Source organism: Mesorhizobium sp. CNPSo 4671 (assembly GCF_057784245.1).
The window spans coordinates 1-22,747 of the sequence record NZ_JBWLUW010000035.1 but is presented as its reverse complement, the minus strand read 5'-3'; the positions used below and the strand labels follow the sequence as shown (position 1 = coordinate 22,747).

Annotated in this window: 25 protein-coding genes and 1 pseudogene; 16 read left to right on the top strand and 10 right to left on the bottom strand. The window is 57.8% G+C overall.

The features are described from left to right. Window positions 1–183: 183 nt before the first annotated feature. Window positions 184–420, top strand: a complete 237-nt coding sequence (locus AC04SF_RS36760; RefSeq protein ID WP_488481790.1) for a hypothetical protein — start codon at window positions 184–186, stop codon at window positions 418–420. A 23-nt stretch (window positions 421–443) separates the two neighbouring features. Then, complete coding sequence (locus AC04SF_RS36755) at window positions 444–716, top strand: dCTP deaminase (protein WP_488481789.1); 273 nt, start codon at window positions 444–446, stop codon at window positions 714–716. Between the two features lie 269 nt (window positions 717–985). Here the strand turns inward: AC04SF_RS36755 and AC04SF_RS36750 are convergent, their stop codons facing one another. From AC04SF_RS36750 to AC04SF_RS36720, 7 genes are all read right to left on the bottom strand, one after another. Then, on the bottom strand, window positions 986–1,999 hold the full coding sequence (locus tag AC04SF_RS36750) for a 1-aminocyclopropane-1-carboxylate deaminase (protein WP_488481788.1): 1,014 nt from the start codon (window positions 1,997–1,999) through the stop codon (window positions 986–988). Window positions 2,000–2,239: 240 nt separating this feature from the next. Next, on the bottom strand, window positions 2,240–2,461 hold the full coding sequence (locus AC04SF_RS36745; protein ID WP_488481792.1) for an exopolysaccharide production repressor protein: 222 nt from the start codon (window positions 2,459–2,461) through the stop codon (window positions 2,240–2,242). A gap of 120 nt (window positions 2,462–2,581) precedes the next feature. Continuing rightward, the gene (fdxB, locus tag AC04SF_RS36740) at window positions 2,582–2,899 is read right to left on the bottom strand and encodes a ferredoxin III, nif-specific (RefSeq protein WP_488481787.1); all 318 of its coding nucleotides are present in this window, start codon (window positions 2,897–2,899) and stop codon (window positions 2,582–2,584) included. Further along, window positions 2,896–3,099 carry a CCE_0567 family metalloprotein gene (locus tag AC04SF_RS36735; RefSeq protein WP_488481786.1) on the bottom strand — a complete coding sequence of 68 codons (204 nt, stop codon included), beginning with the start codon at window positions 3,097–3,099 and terminating at the stop codon, window positions 2,896–2,898. The genes fdxB and AC04SF_RS36735 overlap by 4 nt, the downstream gene beginning before the upstream one ends. 20 nt (window positions 3,100–3,119) lie before the next feature. Continuing rightward, complete coding sequence (locus AC04SF_RS36730; protein WP_488481785.1) at window positions 3,120–3,599, bottom strand: DUF269 domain-containing protein; 480 nt, start codon at window positions 3,597–3,599, stop codon at window positions 3,120–3,122. A gap of 326 nt (window positions 3,600–3,925) precedes the next feature. Continuing rightward, on the bottom strand, window positions 3,926–5,074 hold the full coding sequence (locus AC04SF_RS36725; RefSeq protein WP_488481784.1) for a TlpA disulfide reductase family protein: 1,149 nt from the start codon (window positions 5,072–5,074) through the stop codon (window positions 3,926–3,928). Window positions 5,075–5,235: 161 nt separating this feature from the next. Then, window positions 5,236–5,460 (bottom strand): hypothetical protein, encoded by a 225-nt coding sequence (locus AC04SF_RS36720; RefSeq protein WP_488481783.1) that lies wholly within the window; start codon window positions 5,458–5,460, stop codon window positions 5,236–5,238. 1,534 nt (window positions 5,461–6,994) lie between these two features. On the opposite strand from AC04SF_RS36720, the gene AC04SF_RS36715 reads away from it, so the two are divergent. From AC04SF_RS36715 to AC04SF_RS36705, 3 genes are read left to right on the top strand one after another with little or no spacing between them, the layout of a single operon-like run. Beyond that, window positions 6,995–7,681 carry a response regulator gene (locus AC04SF_RS36715; protein ID WP_488481782.1) on the top strand — a complete coding sequence of 229 codons (687 nt, stop codon included), beginning with the start codon at window positions 6,995–6,997 and terminating at the stop codon, window positions 7,679–7,681. Window positions 7,682–7,712: 31 nt separating this feature from the next. Then, window positions 7,713–9,170: a type II and III secretion system protein family protein gene (locus tag AC04SF_RS36710; RefSeq protein WP_488481791.1), complete on the top strand. Its 1,458-nt coding sequence runs from the start codon at window positions 7,713–7,715 to the stop codon at window positions 9,168–9,170. An 8-nt stretch (window positions 9,171–9,178) separates the two neighbouring features. Further along, window positions 9,179–9,745: a CpaD family pilus assembly lipoprotein gene (locus tag AC04SF_RS36705; RefSeq protein ID WP_488481781.1), complete on the top strand. Its 567-nt coding sequence runs from the start codon at window positions 9,179–9,181 to the stop codon at window positions 9,743–9,745. 976 nt (window positions 9,746–10,721) lie between these two features. On the opposite strand, the gene AC04SF_RS36700 is transcribed toward AC04SF_RS36705, so the two are convergent. After that, complete coding sequence (locus AC04SF_RS36700; protein ID WP_488481780.1) at window positions 10,722–12,599, bottom strand: HrpF/NolX family T3SS translocon protein; 1,878 nt, start codon at window positions 12,597–12,599, stop codon at window positions 10,722–10,724. 296 nt (window positions 12,600–12,895) lie between these two features. Next, window positions 12,896–13,594 (bottom strand): secretin N-terminal domain-containing protein, encoded by a 699-nt coding sequence (locus tag AC04SF_RS36695; protein WP_488481779.1) that lies wholly within the window; start codon window positions 13,592–13,594, stop codon window positions 12,896–12,898. Between the two features lie 185 nt (window positions 13,595–13,779). Here AC04SF_RS36695 and AC04SF_RS36690 point away from each other — a divergent pair, with 185 nt between their 5' ends. The 11 genes from AC04SF_RS36690 to AC04SF_RS36640 are packed head-to-tail and all read left to right on the top strand — an operon-like array spanning window position 13,780 to window position 22,145. Then, window positions 13,780–14,274, top strand: a complete 495-nt coding sequence (locus tag AC04SF_RS36690; RefSeq protein WP_488481778.1) for a nodulation protein NolB — start codon at window positions 13,780–13,782, stop codon at window positions 14,272–14,274. Between the two features lie 9 nt (window positions 14,275–14,283). Beyond that, a complete protein-coding gene (sctJ, locus tag AC04SF_RS36685) occupies window positions 14,284–15,150 on the top strand; it encodes a type III secretion system inner membrane ring lipoprotein SctJ (RefSeq protein WP_488481777.1) in 867 nt (288 codons plus the stop codon). A gap of 13 nt (window positions 15,151–15,163) precedes the next feature. After that, on the top strand, window positions 15,164–15,790 hold the full coding sequence (locus AC04SF_RS36680) for a nodulation protein NolU (protein WP_488481776.1): 627 nt from the start codon (window positions 15,164–15,166) through the stop codon (window positions 15,788–15,790). A gap of 1 nt (window position 15,791) precedes the next feature. Then, window positions 15,792–16,415: a type III secretion system stator protein SctL gene (gene sctL, locus AC04SF_RS36675; protein ID WP_488481775.1), complete on the top strand. Its 624-nt coding sequence runs from the start codon at window positions 15,792–15,794 to the stop codon at window positions 16,413–16,415. Further along, window positions 16,412–17,770 (top strand): type III secretion system ATPase SctN, encoded by a 1,359-nt coding sequence (gene sctN, locus AC04SF_RS36670; RefSeq protein WP_488481774.1) that lies wholly within the window; start codon window positions 16,412–16,414, stop codon window positions 17,768–17,770. Before sctL ends, sctN begins: the two co-directional genes overlap by 4 nt. Next, complete coding sequence (locus tag AC04SF_RS36665) at window positions 17,746–18,282, top strand: hypothetical protein (protein ID WP_488481773.1); 537 nt, start codon at window positions 17,746–17,748, stop codon at window positions 18,280–18,282. Before sctN ends, AC04SF_RS36665 begins: the two co-directional genes overlap by 25 nt. 15 nt (window positions 18,283–18,297) lie before the next feature. Next, window positions 18,298–19,350, top strand: a complete 1,053-nt coding sequence (gene sctQ, locus AC04SF_RS36660) for a type III secretion system cytoplasmic ring protein SctQ (RefSeq protein WP_488481772.1) — start codon at window positions 18,298–18,300, stop codon at window positions 19,348–19,350. Then, complete coding sequence (sctR, locus tag AC04SF_RS36655; RefSeq protein ID WP_488481771.1) at window positions 19,343–20,008, top strand: type III secretion system export apparatus subunit SctR; 666 nt, start codon at window positions 19,343–19,345, stop codon at window positions 20,006–20,008. The genes sctQ and sctR overlap by 8 nt, the downstream gene beginning before the upstream one ends. 29 nt (window positions 20,009–20,037) lie before the next feature. After that, entirely contained in the window at window positions 20,038–20,286 is a 249-nt protein-coding gene (locus AC04SF_RS36650; protein ID WP_488481770.1) for an EscS/YscS/HrcS family type III secretion system export apparatus protein, read from the top strand. Window positions 20,287–20,292: 6 nt separating this feature from the next. After that, window positions 20,293–21,111 (top strand): type III secretion system export apparatus subunit SctT, encoded by an 819-nt coding sequence (gene sctT, locus AC04SF_RS36645; protein WP_488481769.1) that lies wholly within the window; start codon window positions 20,293–20,295, stop codon window positions 21,109–21,111. Beyond that, entirely contained in the window at window positions 21,108–22,145 is a 1,038-nt protein-coding gene (locus tag AC04SF_RS36640) for an EscU/YscU/HrcU family type III secretion system export apparatus switch protein (protein WP_488481768.1), read from the top strand. The genes sctT and AC04SF_RS36640 overlap by 4 nt, the downstream gene beginning before the upstream one ends. Before the next feature lie 60 nt (window positions 22,146–22,205). Here the strand turns inward: AC04SF_RS36640 and AC04SF_RS36635 are convergent. Beyond that, a pseudogene (locus AC04SF_RS36635) lies at window positions 22,206–22,747 on the bottom strand (hypothetical protein); the annotation flags it as partial.

Below are 22,747 nucleotides of genomic sequence, written 5' to 3'. Positions count from 1 at the left end.
CAGGCCGCCCGCCGGTGACAGGCCTCCGGTCGGCTCCGCCTCCCTCCGGCCCGTCACCGGCGGAACCAACCTTCAACCGACATCATGAACCCGATGGTGGGGGCAGTTCTTCATGACGCAAAGGGGGCAGTTCCGGATGGCGTTTGACAGGGCGATACTGACTAACATGAAATCCAGATCGCTTTGCAAAACGAAGCGATCATTATAGATCCCGCCCCTGATATCTCCTTCTACAGCTCGACCGGCCTCGATCTAACCCTTGATCGACGTCTGACCCTTTTCAAAGACCAGAAGACAGGCATTAACCTCTCTATTGATCCTTCGCAGAAGGGATACAATCACGAAGAGGTAATGGCGGAAATCACTACGCCCGTCGATATCGATGAAGAGCACGGGTTTGAATTCCCGCCCACCACATGATCCTGGCTTGGACGCGCGAGTTCGTGGAATTGAAGTTCCAGTCTCGGATAGCTGCTCGCGTTGAGGGGAAAAGCTCTCTTGCAAGATTAGGGATCGGAATTCATCTAACCGCCCCGACCATCCATGCAGGCTTCGCCGGCCAGATCCGGCTCGAAATGGTCAATCACAATAAAGTGCTGGTCAAACTGCGGACTGGGATGAAAATTTGCCAGCTGATTTTTGAGCAAACTCTGGGCACGCCGGTTCGTGGGTATGAAGGCCGCTTCGCGGGTCAGACTACAACAAAAAAAGGCTAACACGTCGAAGCGTTCATGGCAGGCGGTTAGCTACGCAACATTGATTGCATACGTCTGATTTTTTTGAGTCGATCATTTCGCCGCGCCGAGCGTCAGCGCAAAATCTTGCGTGCATTCCTTGGATAAACGGCTGCTCAAGCCTATATTTCCCAGCATCCCTGCCATGACATGATCCATCGCAGAAAAAGAACGGCCTGGAAGTGCGGTCAACACCAATCGGGCCTGGTCTAACGCCCAGCCGGGTCAATTTCTGACGCGGTCCGTATGGGTCAGCCGTTGCGAAAGCTGTAGCTGTAGCCGTTGATCGCCGGCGCACCGCCGAGATGCGCGAAAAGGACTCTCGACCCTTCGGCAAAAAAGCCTTTCTGGACGAGGTCGATCATCCCTTGCATCGATTTGCCCTCGTAAACGGGATCGGTAATTATACCCTCGAGCCGCGCGCACAGACGAATAGCATCCTTGGTTTGCGATGAGGGAATGCCGTAACAGGGGTGAGCGTACTCCTCGAGCAACACCACATCTTCCTCGACCAGTCCCATTTTGAGATCGACGAGCTCCGCTGTATGTTCGGCAATTGCCAGCACTTGCGCCTTGGTTTGCGCTGGAGTGGCAGAGGCATCGATACCGATGACGTTGCGATGTCGACCATCATTGGCAAATCCGACGAGCATGCCGGCATGTGTCGAGCCCGTGACGGTGCAAACCACGATAAAGTCAAATGCAAACCCAAGCTGATTCTCCTGAGCGCGCACCTCTTCCGCGAACCCGACGTAGCCGAGACCGCCATATGGGTGAACGGACGCGCCAGCTGGTATTGCATAGGGTCTGCCGCCCCTTGCCTTGACCTCATAGAGCGCCTTTTCCCAGCTGCGGCGAATCCCGATGTCAAAGCCCTCGTCGACCAGGTGCACCTCTGCTCCCATGATGCGGCTCAGAAGAATGTTGCCGACACGGTCATAAACGGCATCCTCATGTGGGACCCAGCTCTCCTGAACCAGGTGGCATTTCATGCCAATCCTGGCCGCGACCGCGGCCACGATGCGCGTGTGGTTGGATTGCACGCCGCCGATGGAAACAAGGGTATCGGCATCTGAGGCGATGGCGTCGGGGATGATGTATTCGAGCTTGCGCAGCTTGTTTCCGCCAAATGCAAGTCCGGAGTTGCAGTCCTCACGTTTAGCGTAGATTTCCACCTTTCCGCCCAGATGCCTGCCAAGGCGGTCGAGTTTCTCGATGGGCGTCGGTCCAAAGGTGAGCGGGTAGCGCTCGAACTTATGAAGCATGTTCTCTCCGGCAAGGACCTATAGCTTGCGGGGTCGGCTAAGAGGCGTGTTTGCTGTTGCGCCACGCGTCGTTGTCCGATGTTCAAGAAAGGCCGATCATTATATCCAGCGTCTCATAAGCCAATGAATCAAGTGGTCGCCATGCGACCTGCTGCGATCGACTCCCACTGCAGATCGAACTGAAGAGTTGCATTCTGCGGGGACTGGAATGACGGAAATGTTATGTCTTGCCACCGTGCCTCAACGAAGTCGCGACATGCGGCCAATTGCAAGACGCTGAGGCATGTCTGAGGTCCCATCGGCCACCTCATTATCGTTCGGCACCATCCGATTTTCTCCCAACGACCGATATGCTCCCTTCTTGCAGGCCCTGCTAGCGCAGCCGGATCGCCAGACCAGAAAGAGCACGCTTGCGAAATAGGTCAGCTGAAGGAGCAACGAACAAGCAAGTGTCGTGACCACCACTGCGCGGATGGAATGCGAAGCGACGTAGACAGTCGAAGCGACGGCACACAGCACCAGCCACAGGACGAGACAGAAGGTTCTATAGGGCAACGCAGTTCTCCTGGTTTGTCGGCCATGTCACGCAGTGATCTTGTCGGCCGCAACATGTGTCTGGCAGTTCTTCGGGCAGACGCGCGCGCAGGCTCCGCAGCCGACACAGCGGCCAGCATGGTCGACGACCATGATCATGCGATTGAGCTCGCCATCGAAATCGTCGTCTTCGCCGTCGCAGCGGCCGAGGATTTCACCCGCGTCATCGACGCCGTAAAGGTGCATGACCTCGCGCGAGCAGACCTTGAAGCAGCGGCCGCAGCCGATGCAGGTCGTGCCGTCGATAGCGGTGAGATACTGCGGCATCCAGGTGGATCCGTCGCGGGTGACGAAAGCGTTCGTCATCGCGCATTCTCCCACGCAGCGAGGTCCCTCTTGGCAGCGTCCCACTCGGCAAAAACGGCGAACGTTTTTGCGGCAACAGCGTTGATCTCAGTCCAGTTGACCGGCAGGTCCTCGGCAAGATCGTGCAACTCCATCTTCGCAGTTCCCGCACGCGACTGCAGCCTGCGGACCTTCTTCCGCAACTTCTCGAGATCTGACATTAATCCGTCTCCGGTTTTCATCACGCCGTCGCCGCCGCGCCGGCACAGGGTTCAATCTCTGCGGTCGCATCGTCGACCAGTTTGCTACCGGCTTCCGCGAGTTGCCGGAAAGTCTCGAAGCCGAACCGATCGACGTCAGGAGAGAACGAACAAACACCTGGTCCCGAAGCGCACGCGTCCGGAGGCCTTACGGTTCTCCTCTCCATGATTGGCGATGTAACCGGGCGGAAACGCTCCGCGATCGCAAGCCCGACGGCGGTGTAAAACATGTCGATCCTCCACAGCACGTACGGATCGGGATAGCCCATGCCAGGAATCGCACGGAACTTTTTTTTGGTGACGATGAAGTCCGCCAGCAGCGCGGCGTCCGATCTGCCTTCCCATAAGCAGTAGGCTTCCTCCGAACGGATCACCCGCACGAGACATCTGAGGAATGGGGTGGCAAGGGCCGCTTCGTCCTCGTCGACCGCCGGGGCTAATCGCCGCGTCCCACATTTCATATTTTCCCATTCCTCTTCCTCAAAGGACGATTTCTTTGCTCGGCAACGCCTACTTCGGGCACACTTGCGCTGTCGGCGCCCGGTTCGGGGCGCGCAATTCCAAGAAATCGATGGCCTGGTGGCCGGCCTCGGGGGCGTCTTCGACTGCGCTGCCTTCGCGGTTACGCGTGCAACATCGATTGCGTCGTGATGTGACCGCAGGTCGCAAGATTGGAGCCTTGAACTTGCCGCAAACGGCTTACCTGGCACTGCATCGGGCCTATTTGCTGCGGCCACGCCAAGGAAATGGACGAATTGACCGTTAAACATGCAAACTGACGTGCCTTTTATGTATTTTCCCCGGCCGGCCGCAGGTTGGTATTTTCGGGAAAAGTTCTGCAGAGCCCCGCATAGAGCGCTGTCACAGTCCTCCCAGCCTTGTAGCTGGCCAAGGCCTGCAGCAGATCTGGCAGGTGATGTCGTCTCAGGCCGTCTGGAACAGGCTCCGGGTCATCGAGCGACTTCAGTGCCAGCTTCAGCAACTCGATCGCGAAATCCTTGTTGCCGCTCTCGTAAACGTACCTGGCTACTGCAGGATAGGACTGGAACTTTGGGGCTTGCGCGGGATTAAGTGCGAGAATGTGTTGTGACAACTCTTTGCCGAACGCGAAGCGCTCGGCGGACGGGAAGCGCGAATGGTCATGCGCGGAACCGAAGAGTTGGTCCAGGGCTGCAAGCATCCAGTTCTCGGAGTTTCTGTCGATCGCATCCCGAACCAATTGGCGCATGAGGGGTACGCCGGCCCACATGTCATGCATTTTGTGAACCACCAAATGCACATGAGCCAAGCGGAAATGGATATCATCCGGCATCAGGGCTACTCCCTGTTCGATTGCCGAGAGCGCCGTCCTCCAATCCCCTTTCCGTATCGCCGCACAGAACCTGTCGTAGATCGGCTTCTTCAAAGCCTCTTCGCGCGCTATTGCGTTGTTTCTGGCGACCCTTTCCAGATTGGTCGCTTTCGCATCGTCGCTGGTGCGCCAGCTGCCGTTAATTACTTTCGGCAACACCGCTTCGAGTTGCCATGGGTGACCGATAAAAGCGATGTTGCCATCCCGGTCGACCACGAACGAGGTGGGCAGCCCGACAGAACAGCTGCGCTCCCTCCAAAGCCTGTTCATTTCCCCTGAGGAATCGAATGCGACCCGATAGTTCAGATCCGAGAACTTTTCGGTCAGCCATGATTCCAGCCTGGCTCGGGCAACAGGCGAGACGGCGTAATCATCGGCAGCGGTTGCGACGACCTCAAGTCCGTCGTCCCTATATTTCTCCTGCAGTTGCACCAATTGGGACGCCGCCGCCGCAGATGGTCGGCACCAAGTTGACCAAAACTCGACGACGTACACTTTGCCGGGATGGAAGCTGGCGAGGGGCTTACCACGCAGCCAGGTCTCGGCCTTGATCGAAGGAGCCGGTGAGTCGATCTGCAGTGCCATATTGGTCTCCAAGGCTATGCCACGAGGCAGCGACTTATGGTCGAGCTCGTTTGCATATTAGCGAGGGCCACTCAGGTTCAAGGAAAGGAGAGCATCGCTCGTCTCGCCCGCCTGGTGCGGCCCGTTTAACTCGGTGTTGCCACATTCATTGTTGCCGGAATTCAACGAGCAAAGGTCGTGCCAACGCGCTCAGCGCCCAGTGCGCGATCACTTCGCTTGAAAGCCGCCATCATCCCAACATCCCCTTTTTTTATTGAACCCGACATGTTTTCTGTCGTTGTCAGGTTTCGGACATGCATCACGCGCTCAGCGCCGCCGTCGGAGTCCGCCTTGGCGGCCGGCGCGGATTTGCCGTCGCCGTTGGGCTGACAGTGGCTGGTCATCATTGTCCGCTTCGCGCGCGCTGGCTTGAGCTTTGTGCCATTCAGGCCTGTGGCGGCGGGTCTCGCCACTTGTAAGGGGCCGCTCCGTCCCCGTAACTCCTCTGCCCCTCGCCTGGCAGGACATTGAGCCACGAGTTGGCCACGTGGCCTCGGCTCGGGACACGGTCGAGCGCCGACCGCTATGCCCCGACCACGATACTTCAATTGAGACTGCGGACGGTGCGCAACGCGGGCGGCAAGCGGTCAAAGGGTCGTCTACCGATAAAGGAAGGTACGAGCTCGCCGTCAGCGCGATCTATGGCCGCCTTTCCACCGGCGACACGATCGATACACCCCTGGAGGACGCCCCGATAGTCCGTGTCGGACTTCCGAGGCATCCCTGCTTTGCGCAAACTCACGCAGGTCGGCCGCTCCGTGCAGTGCCCCGGACCGGCTGCGTGAGCTCCTTTACCGACGGGTGCATCTCGCTGACACGAAACCAGCATCTCAACACGGAGGACTGCACTGCGCGCGTGCCGTCGACGAGGATCGGATTCCGTCACCGAGAACGCCGACGATCGGCGAGCGCTCTCAAGCCCGTCGACATTTACCCTGACCTTATGATCCTCCTATGGCGCAAGCCCAGCGCGCGATACACCTCAACAGGCGGCGAGCATGCGCAGGGTCTCCTGCCCCGCGGCGTCACGCTCATCTGAGGGTCGACCCAGGAACGCCTGGCCTATTTCGAACCGGGCTTAGGATAGCACGGCAGCTAGCACACCAGGAATGCATGCCCCATGGAGACGGCCGTGTTTTGCGAGCAGATTGGCAATCGAAGCGTTGGGGATAGGTGATTTGACTGATTGGCTTTCGGCATTAACTCCAATCAGTCGACAAAACGCAGCGGAACCCACATCCGCTCCGGGCATCACGTCGCGACGTTCTGTCGGCATTGGCAAGGGAACCCCAACTGGCCAGCCGATAGGTGAGCATCGATCGTCGGCGAAGCGCTGCGCTCGCTTCAGACACTTGGTCTCACTCACACGCACCGGCTGCGGCACCTATGTCGTGACAGCTTCGTCAAATCACTATGCGCATCTGCACTTGTCGATGGTTTCATCAGCCTGCCGACCGATCGAGGTCATTTCGAATGTCGGTTCATTGAACGGCATAGGGATCACATAACCCATCCACCGCGTGGATGCCTCCGACCAGAACAATCGATTGGTTCTTCAAAGCTAACCCCTTTAGTCATCGAATCATTGGCTTCGGGCAACGCTGGCTGATGAAAGCAGGGCGCTACACGCAGGAGGTTCGATGCGCAGAGAAATCGCAGGCGAGGTTGGCGGCTTTTTGAGCCGGCCGACCGTCGGTTTCGGTCCGCAAATCAGGTCTTCACATGATCTTATCCGCGGCTGCCGGCATGCGGCTTGCATGCTTCAGCAATTACTCATGCGAAAGAGTGGCAACGAATGCGTTGCGCGCGACTTCTGCTGCTACCCCGGGTCCTGACTGACGGTGACGCTCAATTGATTTTCCTGCATTGATGTGAGGTGACATGCGAACGTTGCTCGTTGATCATCATACGGCTTTCGTGCGCGCTGTGCGCGCTGCGCTCGTGAGTAGCGGTTTTGCCGTTGACGTAGCCTGCACTCTGGAACAGGCCTCGAGTGCATTTCATTGCGCGAGCTATGAAATTCTCCTGCTGGAGTTGGGTTTGCCCGATGGCGATGGCTTGGGCTGGCTGAAGCAGCTAAGGAGCGAGGGCCATTCGGTTCCTGCCGTCATTATGAGCGGTCTTGGCGATCCCGAGAAGCGAATCGCCATTTTCAATGGTGGCGCGGACGATTTTCTGCTCAAACCGGTCAGTCCCGAAGAGCTCATCGCCAGAATGAGAGCCATTCAGCGCCGGTCGACATGGATGACCGACCCTATCCTTGTATTTGGTAATCTCAACTTCGACCCGATCAGCCGAGAGATCTGCGTGGCAGGTCGTCCTCTGACGATCGCACGACGCGAACTATGTATTCTTGAGCATCTGCTTAATCGTGCAGGCCGCATTGTGCCGCGCGAGCAGTTGGAAGGCCATCTCTATTCGTTCAACGAAGAAGTATCTACCAACGCGCTCGAAGTCGGAATCTATCGCCTACGTGGACATCTAAAGAGGTCAGGTGCAACGCCACTGATCAAGACCGTGCGGGGCATTGGTTACATTCTTGAATTGCCTGATGCGGCATCCGCATAGTTGGTCATGTGAAAGAAAGAATCTCTTGAAAATGGTTCGAACTCGTCCTCGTGGCACCAAACGGCGGCCAACCCTCATCGACGATTTGAGAGCTACCGGTTGTCCTTACTTGGGCCCTCTCCTGTGCGCACTCATGCTGTTGTCGCCACTTTCTGCCGCGGCTCAAGAAAACGGGGATGACGTGAAGCCGGATGCCGCTTCCAATAGCATCCATGCCACGCTGAACCTTTCCTCTTCGCTCGGCAAGACAATCCATCTGCCCGGCCCAGCCGCTACCATCTTTGTTGCCGACCCTACGATCGCCGACTATCAGGCACCCTCGAACAAGACAGTCTTCGTCTTCGGCAAGAAAACCGGGCGGACCAGCCTGTTCGCCTTGGATGATAAGGGCGAGGCTTTGGCCGAGCTGCATATTGTCGTCACGCAACCGATCGGCGATCTGCGGGCCATGTTAAGGGAGCAGGTCGGCGACTATCCGATCCGCGTCAAGTATACGCCGCGCGGCGCAATCCTTAGTGGTACAGCGCCCGACGCAGCAACCGTCGACACCGCGAAAAGCGTAACTGAGCAATTTCTCGGTGACGGTGCGCAGGTCGTCAACAACATCAAGGTCGCTGGTTCCTTGCAGGTCAATCTGAGTGTGCGCGTTGCCGAGGTCTCCCGTGGCGCCATGAAGCAACTGGGTATTAACCTGTCGGCCTTCGGACAGTTCGGCAACTTCAAAGTTGGTTTGATAAGCGGCGACAGAGGTGCTGCCTCTGGTGCCGCCGGTGGTGGTGGTACAGCGGAAATCGGATACGACGATGGCAATGTCAGCATCGGAGCGGTGCTCGACGCGCTCGCCAAGGAGCACATTGCTTCCGTCTTGGCTGAGCCGAATCTCACTGCGATGTCCGGTCAGACCGCTAGCTTCCTCGCAGGAGGCGAATTCCCTGTCCCTGTCCCTCAGCAAAATGGGCAAGTTTCGATTGAATTCCGTCACTTCGGTGTCAGCCTCGAGTTCTTACCCACAGTTCTCAGCAACGACCAGATCAATATTCGCGTAAAGCCCGAAGTCAGTGAACTCACGTCACAAGGTGCCGTTCAAATCAACGGCATCTCAGTGCCGGCAATTTCCACTCGCCGTGCCGACACGGTCGTCGAACTCGCCAGCGGGCAAAGCTTTGCGATTGGTGGGCTGATCCGGCGTAACGTCAGCAATAGCATCAGTGCTTTCCCAGGGCTCGCCGAAGTGCCGGTCCTTGGCGCGCTGTTCCGTTCGTCCTCGTTTCAAAAGGATGAGTCGGAATTGGTTATTCTGGTTACGCCTTACATCGTAAGACCGGGATCGAGCCCCGACCAGATGAGCGCGCCAACGGGCCGTATGGCTTTGCACTCGGCCAGGGGTGTCACTGTGACAAATTCGTCGGCAACAGCTCCGCGAGGCCGCGCTGCTGTGCGCAGCTCCGCGCCAGATGCCAAGAGCAGTGACGGCTTCATTATCGAATAGCAGGTAGAGTGACGTTGCGGATCAAACTTCTCTTGGTTGCCCTGACAACAAGCCTAAGTGGCTGCGTAAGCGCGCCCATTTATGTAGAGCCATCGACACCGATTCTCATCCGGCAAGAGACCACCGTCCTCATATTGCAAAGCCTTCGCGCTTCAGAACTGCAGCGTCTGCGCGTTTTCCTCGACAGGGCCAGCAGGGGTCGGCGCGATGCGCTTCGTCTTCTTATCAGCGGGTCGCCCCTGCTCAGCGCAGAGGTGGTCCATCAGGCGAAGCTGATGGGTATCGCCGCTTCCAACATCCACTTGCTGGACCAACACGACGGCCGCGCAGCGCGAATAGAGGCGATTGTCTATCAGGCCCGCCCTCCTGTGTGTCCCTCGTTTTCCAGTACGGTGCTCAACGATGAATTCTTCGACCAGACATTTGGCTGTTCGACGCGCCACAATCTCGCGGTAATGATCAACGATCCGCGCGACTTGTTCGACAACAATGCTGTCACACCAAGCAAGGGTGATCGTGCGGCCATCCCGGTTGCCAAATACAGGACATTCACCGTGGACAAAAATGGTGAGTGATTTCGTGTCCTTCTTCTTCGCCCGATAGAGTCGGCACCTGCTCCCAGAAGGCACGATCGCTGATTCTTCGAATTTGCAATGGCTGGCGCAAACTTGTTTAAATGCCCGATCGTCGCCCACTCGAGATCGTTGGACAACCCGGATGGGTACACGCTGCCCCCCCACCTCTCGTCGACGGGCAGCGCTGATCATTTGCTTGGAATGCAGCGGTGACTATCACCGCGACAGGGGCCGACAATTCCCCAAGCACCCATGGCCACGGGACGACGGCAACAGCACTGAGCGGCGATCGTTGTTGGGATCTGAAAAGCTCCGCGCCGCCTTTATCGCCGGCGAACGACTTGGTTCAATGCCGAGGCGCCACCACCGAGGCCGGGCCGTCTCGAGCAAGTCAGCGCGGCTGCGTGGCCGCGAGCCACGCGGCGGCTGTTACGCAACCATGGGCCCCGGGCTATCGGAGGTCCCATCTTCGCGGGCGCCGCACCTATCAGCATGTTCGCCGTCCGCAGCTGATGATGCGCATCGGCGCGGTTTCCTTGCTCTATCCAGCTAGACAAGACGGATAGCATCGTCATCATTGACACCTGGCCAGGGTCGCGACCGATGTTCGGGTTGCGGCCGGGCTGACCGGAGCTAGGTTCCACTTTGTGCGGCAATCCTTTTGAAAATCCACCTCCTATGAGGCCTTGGTGTGGCTCTCTGCTTGGCGCGCAGAATTCCTGCGGGGTTGCCTTTTCGAGCTGTACTCACCTTCTCATCGGCCAACTGCAAAAATAGATCCACCGGATCAAGCTGGACCTGCTCTGGACCGGATCTCGAACTTCCGATTTTCCAGCCGCCGATTAGATCGGCGAGCTGGAGGCAAAGCCTGCGCGGCGCCCGATCGACCGCATGGACAAGGCACGCGCAGGAAAGCGCACGTCAGGCAATGGTGAGACAAAGCCGTTGTGCCGACCCGGTTGGGAACACCACCGGCTTATGCAGGCGCGGAGTTAAGGCGTGCGTGCAGGTTATTCAAATAACCTTCTGCATAGCTTTGAGCCACGGTAATCGGCAGATTGATCCCGGCCGTGGCGGCCTCTTCGAGCGCCTTCTTCACGAGTCCGTTGCGAATTGCCAGCTTGACCTCAGGCCCCGCAATAAGGCCGAGCGCCTGTGCTCCGATAGCGATCCCAGCTTCTTCCAGGGCATGCTTCATATTGCCTCCGGTAATGGCTGTACGGACAAGATTTTCAGCCTGCGCCTCTGCTGAAAGCGCCATCGATGCAACATCGGCTATTTGTCCGAGGCCGGGGACGAAGCTAAGCAAGCCCACCGCCGTTGCAGCCCAGTCAAGAATTTGAGAGTGAATTTTGAGCACTCCGGATACCGCATGCATGAAAGCTCCGCCGTTCTTTTTGGCTGACTTGGTATCAGGCTGGTCCGTCAGGCCCGCCATCATGTCCGAAGTGGCTTCTTGCTCCGCAGCGGTTTCAGGCACATGGGTCTTGGGCTGCTGAACGGCGCGATTGGCAGACGACATACCGTCGCAGAAGTGGGCAAAATCGTTTTTGCTGATGTCTCCGGAATCGACTGTATGCCCGCCGCCGAAGTCGAAGAAACGATGGTGGGTCTTGTAACCTGTGATCGAATTGTTCAGCAGGCTGAACAGCAGAGGATCCGCGAGTAGCTGTGAGGCCGCTTGCTGCACTTTCGGATCCAGGCTCTTGTCCGCAGCCATCTTCGCGAGCTTATCACGAGTCAGGACACCGCTCCCAAAGAAGGCGTCCTGGTTGCTCTTGATCGTTTCGATAGTATCCAGCTCGGTTCGAGTGAGGCTCATCGCTGATGAAGCGACCTGCAGGAAATCTTCTTTATGAACCTTGTCTATCGTACCACCGTACAACTGCTTCCACTCAGATGGGTGGTCGACGAAGTACTGAGCCGCAGCAATGACCTGGGGCGGACATTTGCCGGTTTTGGCTTCGCCTGAAACGATCTGCTTGAAATCAGCCACACTGAGATTCTTCGGCAGGTTTTCGGAGTATCGGTAAAGTTCGCGCATCGCGTCGCTCGCCGTCATGACCGACGGCTGTGTATTTTCAGTGGTGTCGGATGGAATGTAGTTCTTTGTGTAGTTTTGCGCCTGCTGCTCCTGAAACGCCGCAACTTGTGGGTGACCGTTGGAGAATCCGGCCAGATCCTTCGCCTTGATCTTGCCGCCGCAGCGGCCATCGCCCTGCGAGCCGATCGCGTAAAAGAGCTCTGGATCCTGCTGCAAGGCCTCGATCGCCGCTTTCAAGTCCGGTGGCGTGGAGGGATCATTGGCTTTCTCCCCCAACGATTTCCAATCGAGGGGCATTAGGTCCTTGTGACGGTTCAGCACCGCCACGATCTGCAACTCCCGATCGGTCAGCGAGCCTCCGTTCCACGTGATTCTGTCGCTTCTTATAGGCGCGGGCGCCACGGGCTGGGGATCGGTCGCAGTGGCCTGGGGATCAGTCGCAGTGGGCTGGGGCTGCTGATCCATTGCTTCGATTGCTGCCCTCATATGTGGCGGCAGAAGGTCCAGTGGGTGCCGGGACAACTCTTCCAGGGAAGACGCGGCATCCGACAGCGGTTCCGATGAGGGCCGGTACAATCCTTCAGGCAAGTCAATATTCCGCGACAGCGCATCCCGAAGCGCGAAGGGACTATCCTTTGTTTCGAGCAGGTAACTAGACAGCATCCCGTCAAAGGACGGCGCTCTTTGCTGAGTCCTGTCTAATGCAGATGCCGAGCTCGACCAGACCTGTGCGAACTGCGAAGGGTTCAGGCTGTTGTCCAGCGAGAGGTTCGTGCTGCTGTAAACGTTAGTGGCGCTATTGATCGACATTCTTGGCTCCTTAGACGTGACTGCAATCCCCTAAGAGGGCGACAAACGCGTTCATGAACTTTAACAAATCCAAGCATTGGCCGGGATGCCAACTCGCCCCTTGCCCACTTTGATTGCTCCGCTCCTTGATGGCTCGTAGGTTCAACTCTAGCACAACGGCCAGTGATCGTTTGAGATCATGAATCCCACGATGAGCGGTTCAGCTTTCGAGAACCTGACGAATTGGAAAGAAATTCTCAATTAGGATGCGGTTGCTGTTGATGCCTTCTCCGGCCAACTGCGGCGATCCATAGATATCATTTCTGACTCAGCTCAGGCTTCGCGCCATCTTGCTGTGGCACGTCAGAAGAATATGAGGCTTCTGGTTGCCCATCGCGGACGACCATGGTGGAGGAGCCGCGAAACAATATCATCACAGATCCCCTCGTCGGCGCCGGCGCGACGTGAGGATGCGCCTGCGCCTCCGCCACGAGGCCATTGAACGTCTGTTCCACGAGAGCGATGAAGCGCGGCGGACCGGAAACCAAGACGAGGCCATTTCCCGGCGCGGGTCTCACGACATAGCGGTTATCGGAGATGCCAAATTTATCGAGAGCCGCCTTGAACGCTTCGAAGCGAATCGAAGTCAACACAACCATCCGCGTTTGCGCCTCATGGGCGGCAGTTACATAGAGCACAAGCCCATCATAGTACCATTGGAGATCGTACACCTTGGTCAACCGGTCGAGGAACTCGCGCGGTGGCAAATCTGGCATGCGCCCGCGAATCCGCCCCTTCACCTCGGGGCTGATGTTGATCGTGATGTTCAGGTTGTCCCCGAAGTCCTGCAACGCGGCAGAGAGATCCTGATCCAGAACTGTATACCTATAGGGTGTGGAGGGCAGCGACAGAGGGACGGCGAGAGTTGTGTGAATTCCGATGGAGAAAAAAACCCCCAGGCACAGAAGTCTCTTCAAGCTGTGCAGGATCGTGGATCGGATGAGCGTTCTTGACATGTCGTCCTGATAAACCAAAGGCTGAAACTCTCACAAGTCACTAAAGGCCGCTATGTGACTTTTTAAATGATTAACCGTGACCTTTGTCAGCTTGTCGTCAGCTTGCCTCTGTAGGCATCGACACAACAGCGGGTAACAACCGGCTCGGCTCATCCTGCGTGAGAGAGAAAACAATCGGGTATTGCATGATGACGCCTGTCACTTCGATCGCTGCCAGTCTGACGGATTTTCTTCCCCGGGTCGCGTCACAGTCATTGGGCGAACAGGCCCAGTTCGATCGCGCGCTAGCGCAGGCGGCTGCCACGATGAAAAACGATACCGTTTCTGCGCATGCGGGAGCGGCGCCAGTTGTCGCACAGTTGGATGTTCAACGCGCGGCTTCACCGACAAGCCCACTGGGCGACCGTGTGCTCGAGACGATTTCTTCAATGTACCGTGTCAGCGCAGTTACGTCTGCAGCGTTTGACCATCCTGTAGCCCTGCAGAAGGACGCTCTCGCTCAGCCGACACAGAAGCTCCCCGTGGAAAGTGGGGGACCCGGAACGCAGCCAGGACATGATTTCGAATCGATGATTGCTGATCTGCGTGATGTCTATAATGGCGTCACCCAAGTTTCCCTTATAACCAAAGGGGTCAGCGGCATCACCTCATCTGTGAACAAGCTCTTGAAAGAGGGATGAACGGCCCGCATGACTGGCTTGGCCCATGGCGAGATCATGCGTAGTCGCCCGCCCGGTTGGCGATCGCTTCATTTTGTCGTGCTGCCACTTCTCTTCGCCCTGAGTGGGTGCAAGGTCGACCTCTATACGCAATTACAGGAGCGCGAGGCGAATGAGATGGTCGCACTTCTGATTGACAATGGGGTTGATGCGGTCCGAGTTGCCGCTAAAGATGGGACCAGTACGATCCAGGTCGACGAGAAGCTGCTTGCGCGGTCAATCAATCTGCTGAATGCCAAGGGCTTGCCCCGCCAATCTTTCAAGAACCTCGGCGAGATTTTCAGCGGATCAGGCCTGATTGCCTCGCCGACCGAGGAGCGTGCCCGCTACGTCTATGCCCTGAGCGAAGAGTTGTCGCGAACGATCAGCGATATCGATGGCGTCTTCTCGGTACGTGTTCATGTCGTTCTGCCGAACAACGACCTGTTACGATCGGGCGGCACGCCATCCTCGGCCTCGGTTTTCATCCGGCATGACGCGAAAGCAAACATCTCAGCTCTGCTGCCCAAGATAAAGATGCTCGTCGCTGACAGCATCGAAGGCCTGTCCTACGAAAAGGTCGAAGTGGTTTTGGTGCCGGTGGAACCGTCCGTACATGAGCAACAGCCTCTACAGGCGACTGTTTCGGCCCAGGCACCGAGATCCGATCCAGCGCCACTTCTGGCAATCGTGACCGGTGTTGCCGCGGCTGTGTTCGCAGTGGCGTGCTATCTTCTGGCCAGTGTTCTAAGGCGTCGGCGCAGGCAGTCATCGGGCGAAATAGCCAAAGTCGAGGGCCGCCCCGGTGGGTCAGCCGTCGAGGCTATTCGCAAAAAGCTCATCGGCTATAGGGCATAGGTAATATACCCCGATGCCAACAGCGATAGAGACCGCCGAGCGTGATCATGAGATTCAAATGCGTTCCGTACGCCTGAGCGATCTTGTTGCTTCGGCTCATCCAACTCGTCTTGCCGCATGTCTTGATCCGGCGTTGTCGGCTCCGACATTGGTGCAGTTGCAGAAGTGTCCCAGGCTGCAACCAAGACTGGCAGAATTGCTGCTTGACAATCAAATGGGTTCGGACGGAAGCGGCTGGGGGCCGGATCTTCTGCGCGGATACGATCCGCGTCGGGCTGCTCTCCTTGCCGGGAGTATCTGGCATGCCCGTTCGCTGCTGAAGCTCGTTTCAAAGCCTCACCTCACCGCGCTTATTGGACATATCGGCGAGGATGCTCACGCGTTTGGCATCCGACACCTCGCGCATGCGATTGAAACCAGCTTGATTGCTGATCCGGAAAAACTCGCGCAGCAAATTGAGCACGATGGACTTGCCTGCCTTGGTGCTTGGCTCGATGACAGTTCGGCGCTTGAGCGCAAACGCGTGCTTCTGCGGTTGCCCGTCGGGACCGCCACCGAGAACCCTGCGCCCGAACACAGGAATGCTTCGGGCCAGTTGTTTTCCCTTGTCCTGGCCCATCTTGAGACGGAGTTCCGGTGATATGACAGTCGATGTTTCCGCAGCATGCGGCGCGCCGCAGATGCGCCCAGTCGGGCCACTGATACCGGGGCGTGAGCTCGATATCTGGCACAACGCCACAGAAGCACTTGACGCAGCAAAACGGTATCAAGAGCGGGTTCGCAGCCATATACGCGCAGCTTATGAGCGTGAGCGGGCGCGCGGCCATGCTGAGGGCTTGCAAGCAGGCGCGGAGGAAATGACGGGATTGGTTGCGCGGGCAGCCTCCGATGTCGCGCGACGAAGGGCGGCTCTGGAGCAGGAATTGCCACAGCTGGTAATAGAAATCCTAACCGGTCTTCTGGGCGCTTTCGATCCGGGCGAGCTGTTGGTGAAAGCGGTTCGCCACGCGATCGAGCGCAAATATAGCGGTGCGGAAGTTTGCCTTCATGTGTGTCCCACACAAGTCGATTTGCTCGCGCGTGCGTTTGCTGAATGCGACGGGCGGGAGGGTCGGCCGAGGGTTCGCATCGATCCGGATCCGGCCTTGTCGCCGCAACAGTGCGTGCTGTGGAGCGAGTATGGCAACGTCGATCTTGGACTTGATGCACAGTTGCGCGCACTGCGCCTTGGCTTCGGGTTGCAACACGAAGACGGCGAAGCGTGATCACGCCGGTGCCGCAGCATAATAATCTCGCCGGCAGCCGGGTTCACGATCCGGCGATCGCGTCTTTGAGGTCTACAGCAAAGCAAATCGACACGCGTGTTGTACGCGGGCGGGTCACGCGGGCTGTCGGGACACTCGTCCATGCTGTCCTGCCAGACACGCGGATTGGCGAACTCTGTTTGCTGCAGGATACGCGGACTGGCCTGTCGCTCGAAGCCGAGGTGATCGGCTTGTTGGACAACGAGGTGTTGCTCACGCCAATCGGTGACTTGATGGGCCTGTCCAGCCGCGCAGAGGTCATATCGACTGGACGTATGCGTGAAGTACCAGTAGGCCAGGATTTGCTTGGCCGTGTGGTTGATAGCCGTTGCCGCCCGCTTGATGGCAAAGGCGAAATCAAGACCGCCGAAACGCGGCCGCTGCACGGCAGGGCGCCCAATCCGATGACAAGGCGTATTGTCGAGTTGCCGTTCCCGCTCGGGGTCCGTGCACTGGATGGTCTGCTCACATGCGGCGAAGGCCAGCGGATCGGGATTTATGGCGAGCCTGGCTGTGGCAAGTCGACCTTGTTGTCGCAGATCGTAAAAGGCGCTGCCGCCGACGTTATCATTGTGGCGCTCATAGGAGAACGTGGACGTGAGGTTCGCGAATTCATCGAGCGGCATCTTGGGGAGGAGGGTCTGCGCCGCACGGTTGTTGTCGTTGAAACCTCCGACCGCTCCGCTGTGGAGCGGGCGCAATGTGCCCCTATGGCAACCGCACTCGCGGAATACTTTCGCGAACAAGGGCTACGCGTTGCGCTCATGTTGGACTCACTGACGCGCTTCTGCCGCGCCATGCGCGAAATAGGCCTTGCCGCGGGCGAGCCGCCGACCCGGCGAGGCTTTCCGCCTTCCGTTTTTGCCATGTTGCCGGGCCTACTGGAACGTGCCGGCATGGGTGAGCACGGCTCAATCACGGCCTTCTATACCGTACTTGTCGAAGGTGATGGCACAGGCGATCCCATCGCGGAGGAATCGCGCGGCATTCTCGACGGCCATGTCGTGCTGTCACGCGCTATCGCGGCGCGATCGCATTTTCCCGCTATTGATGTACTGCAGAGCCGCAGCCGCGTGATGGACGCGGTCGTGTCCGGGGCGCATCGCAAGGCTGCATCCGTCTTCCGTGATCTCCTCTCGCGCTATGCCGAGACGGAGTTTTTGATCAACGTCGGCGAATATAAGCAAGGCGGCGATCCGCTAACGGACAGGGCTGTCGCCTCGATTGGCGAACTGAGGGAGTTTTTGCAGCAGAGCGAAGGCGAGGCGTCGGATTTTGAGGAAACGGTGGCATGGATGTCGCGTCTGACCGCGTGAAATGTATTCACGCTTCGAGGTTACGGCTTCTGAAGGATATGCAAGAGCGTAGTGCCCTTAGGGAGCTGTCCGAGAAGGAAGCCGAGTGCCGTATGGCCGCCCTAGCCGTACAGGATGCCTCCCACGGGCTCGCAATCGCACAGCAGCATTGCGCAAGGGCCGAAGCGGAGCACTACCAGGAGCTGATGTCGCTCGACACCTTGTCGAGCGCAGCACTCGACCATCACCACCTTCACATTGAGCGCCTTGCGACTGTGGTCAACACCAGACGCCAGACGCTTGATGATGCGCGCACCATCCAAGCAAAGGCCGAGACAGCGGCGTCCGAGACGAGGGCCTTATGGGTCAGACGTTCGGCGGCAAGGCGCAAGTGGCAACAAATCGAGGATGACGTCCGGCGCGCCGTTGATATTCATTCGGAGGCCGCAGGCGAAATAGAGGCTGATGATGAGATGTCACTTCGATACGGGAGGGATTCGCTGGCCCGAATGTCGGACAACGAAATCCGATAGATTGAGCTAGCCCCAGTGGTCACACCTACTATTTTTGAACCGGCGCTAACGCTGTCCCACGAGGTTGTCTCGTGGGTCAATGATATAGCGGCCACCCGTAAGCCCTTTCAGAGCCGCATCAGCGATCAGCCGCTGTCGGTTCGCATGGATGGGATTGTCTGGCGGCAGGAACCAGCCTCCGCCATTCCCATGCTTGACTGCGTGTGGCGCGTGGGAGCTGAAACGATCGTCTTGTCGTTGTCGCGACGGCTTGTAGAGGCGCTCGTCACGACTGTGCAGAGCGGCCTTGCTTTCCCTTCGGAGCCTACTGCTTCGCTCATTGTCGAATTTGCACTCGAGCCACTGGTCGCCCGACTGGAGGAGCAGACGCAAGCAAACGTGCAGCTGTTGCATGTTCGCGAAGCGATGACAGTGGCTCCTTATCTAGGACTTGATATCACCTTCGGGCCGGTCAATGGCAAGGGCCACCTGTTCTTGTTCTCGCCTCTAGATGGGTTGGTGCCGTCTGTGTTCCGCACGTTCGGCAAATTGGTTGGCCTATTATCGAGACAGCCACGCGAGCTACCCCCAGAGCTGCCGGTCATGGTTGCAGGGCGGATCGGCACGCTTTGCATTCCGGCCGCGCTTCTTCGCAAGGCAAGCGTCGGTGATGCTCTGTTGCCAGACGTGTCGCCGTTCGGCCACGGCCAGATTGCTCTATCCGTGGGCCGGTTATTGGCCGGGGCAGATATTGAGGGCGACCACCTGATCCTGCGGGGGCCCTTTTTCCCCCAGTCTTGGCCCTTGGAGAATACGCATATGACGACACAATTCGAATTGCAGCAGGAACCGTCGGAAGCTGATCTGGACGATGTCGAGCTCGTGCTTGTCTTCGAATGCGGCCGCTGGCCGATGCCTCTTGGCGAATTGCGGAGCGCCGGCGAAGGGCATATTTTCGAACTTGGTCGACCGATCGAGGGTCCAGTCGACATACTTGCCAATGGTCGGCGTATCGGGCGTGGCGATATCGTGCGGATCGGAGATCAGCTCGGCGTCAGGCTCCGTGGCAGGTTGGCATCCCATGACTGAGGTCCAGCCGGCAATTCTATCGCTTCTTGCGGTGACGGCGGGCCTTGGCCTGCTGGTTTTGGTAGTCGTAACAACCACGGCGTTTGTAAAGGTCTCGGTTGTTCTGTTTCTCGTCCGCAATGCGCTCGGTACTCAGACGATACCGCCGAACATAGTGTTGTATGCTGCGGCATTGATCCTCACCATTTTCGTCAGCGCGCCTGTTATTGAACAGACTTATGACCGGATGACCGATCCGAAGCTCCGCTATCAAACGTTGGATGACTGGGTAAGCGCCGCAAAAACGGGGAGCGAGCCCATGCACGAATATCTCAAGAAGTTCACAAATGATGAGCAGCGCCGTTTTTTCCTCTCCTCGACCGAGAAGCTCTGGCCCGAGGAAATGCGTGCCAAAACCACATCTGATGACTTTGCCATTCTCATACCATCGTTTCTAATATCAGAACTCAAGCGTGCGTTTGAAATAGGCTTCCTCCTTTATCTTCCTTTTATCGTCATCGATCTTGTCGTAACGACGATTTTGATGGCGATGGGCATGTCGATGGTATCGCCGACAGTCATATCTGTCCCGTTCAAACTCTTCTTGTTTGTTGCCATTGATGGTTGGTCGAGATTGATGCACGGACTTGTGTTGAGTTACGCCACACCGGGAGGTTGATTATCACTCAATCCAGTATTGTCACTTTTATGAGCCAGTCCCTGGTGGTTTTCATGATCTGGATTCTGCCACCGCTCATTGCATCCGTGATTGTTGGCCTCGTCATTGGCATCATCCAGGCGGCAACGCAGATCCAGGACGAGAGCTTGCCGCTCACCGTGAAGCTTTTGGTCGTGATCGCGGTGATTAGCCTGTCTGCCCCTGTGCTAAGCGCCCCGCTCATTGGGCTGGCCGACCAGATCTTTACCGACTTTCCCACAATGACACCTGGCTACTAGCCCCAGATGTATCCGTCATCGGCAGAGATTCAAGTCCTGATCCATGCGGCGATCGAACTTGTCGTTGCAGGCGGCCTCGGTACGGCCCGCACGATAAGCATTATGATGGTTCTTCCGTTGTTTGCACGGGCTCAGATCGGCGGACTGGTCCGCAGCTGCCTGGCTGTTTCCTTCGCACTACCATGCATCGTACACGTCAGTGACGGGCTGCAGGCACTCGATCCTGAAACACGCATGATCCAGGTGGCTCTGCTCGGATTGAAGGAGGTATTTGTCGGCCTGCTGCTTGGCACTTTTCTCGGCATCCCGTTATGGAGCCTTCAGGCGGCCGGCGAGTTTATCGACAACCAGCGTGGCATTACCAGCCCGTCCGCTCCGTCGGACCCGGCGACGAACAGCCAAGCTTCCGCCATGGGTGTTTTCCTCGGAATCACTGCAATTACCATCTTCGTCGCATCAGGAGGCCTGGAGGCCGTGATCAGCGCGCTTTACGGCAGCTTCCAGATCTGGCCCGTGGATCGGTTCCATCCCACAATGAGCGCGCAAGGAGCAATGCAGGTACTAAGTCTCCTCGACCACATCATGCGCACGACATTGTTGGTCTCCGGGCCTGTGGTGTCCTTTCTGCTGCTTGTTGACATATCAATGATGATACTGCGGCGTTTTGCGCCGCAGTTCAAGTCGAGCCAACTATCCCCAATGATCAAGAATATCGGTTTTCCGATCATCATGGTTACGTATACCGCCTTTCTCATCGAGGGGATGAAACTGGAGATTACACAAGCGAATGGCACGCTTGAGTGGTTCGCCGGGCTGCTAAAATGAGCGATGAGAGTGAAGAGAAGACATACCCCGCCACCCCGAAGAAGCTGAGCGAAGCGCGAAAAAAGGGGCAGATTCCACGTAGCGCCGATTTTGCCCGCGCGGCCGCCACTTGCGTTGGGTTCGGCTACATCTGGCTAAGGGGGCATGTCATCCAAGACAAATGTCAGGAAGCGCTACTGTTAGCCGACAATCTGCAGAATCTGCCTTTCGATCTCGCGGTGGGGCAAGCATTGGTCCTGCTGGCAGAACTTATACTGAATACTGTAGGGCCGCTGCTTGGAAGCCTGGTCGCCGCCGTAATTCTGGCAGGATTGGTAGCCAATGGTGGCTTTGTCTTCTCACTAGAGTCTATGACGTTCAACTTCGACAAGATTAACCCGTTTCAAGGGCTGAAGCGCATGGCGTCTGCGCGCTCTGCAGTGGAGGTTGGCAAGACATTTTTCAAATTCGTGGTTCTCAGCGCAATCTTCCTCCTCTTCCTTCTCGGCACGTGGAAGACGATGGTCTATTTGCCGGTCTGTGGCATGGGCTGCGTCGGCCTCGTGTTTACACAGGCGAAGCTGCTGAGCGAGATTGGCGCCGGCGCACTTCTTATCGGCGGACTCATCGATCTTCTGGTCCAGCGTGCGTTGTTTATGCGCGAAATGCGCATGACCAAGACCGAGGTGATGCGCGAGGTGAAGGAACAACAAGGCGCGCCCGAGTTGAAGAGTGAGCGGCGTCGCGTCCGCGACGAGTCTGCTGGCGAACCTCCGCTTGGGGTGCGCCGGGCCAACTTGGTCTTCAAAGGGAGTGGAATATTGGTCGGTCTGCGTTACGTTCGCGACGAGATCGGGATACCGATCTTGGTTTGCCGCGCAGAGGGCGATGCTGCTTCAGACATGTTAAATGAGGCGCGGTCACTACGTGTCCACATTGTCGATGATCATGTGCTTGCCCATCAGCTCATCAGCACAATGAACCTCAGCGACGCCGTCCCTAAACAATTCTTCGCGCCTGTCGCAAAAACACTTATCGCCGCCGGCCTAGTATAGGTTTGGTTCATCACTCGACCGCCGTCAGCTGTAGTTGATTTAAATTACCGTCGACGAGGCTCAAGCGGAGCGCAAGCGTGCGGGACGGCAGGACGCCGTCATCCACTCGAGCAAGCGCCGGGACCAGCCCACAAAGTTCGGGATCGACGCCATCGACCGGGCCGCTCGTGGCGAGGATGGCCGCCCCGAATCGAAGCGATCCCACGCCTCGTCAATTTCCTCATAGCACGCGCGAAGGATTGCCTTGAGGTCATCGCCACCGAGACGAGCCCGGGGATCAGCACTACGGTTCGGCCAGACCCGCCAGAGGAAGTCGATCCGCCACGGCAGCCGGGACGGATGCCGGCGCTTCGTCCAGTCGATCATCGCCCTTCGACCAGGGCTGGTTCGTCTGTCCTGCGACCTGGCGATCTCCTCGTCTTCATCTCGAAGACCCCCCCGGCACGCGGAGCGGACGAGCCGGTGCAACTGCGGGCGAGCATCCCTGCCCGGCCGGCCAAGCGGGGCTAACAGCCCTGCGCGGACGCCGCGGCCGGGTTCGCGAGAGGCGCGGTTGAGCTTCAGCGCCACCGGGTCGGCAGATCGGCGAACCAGATTTTCTC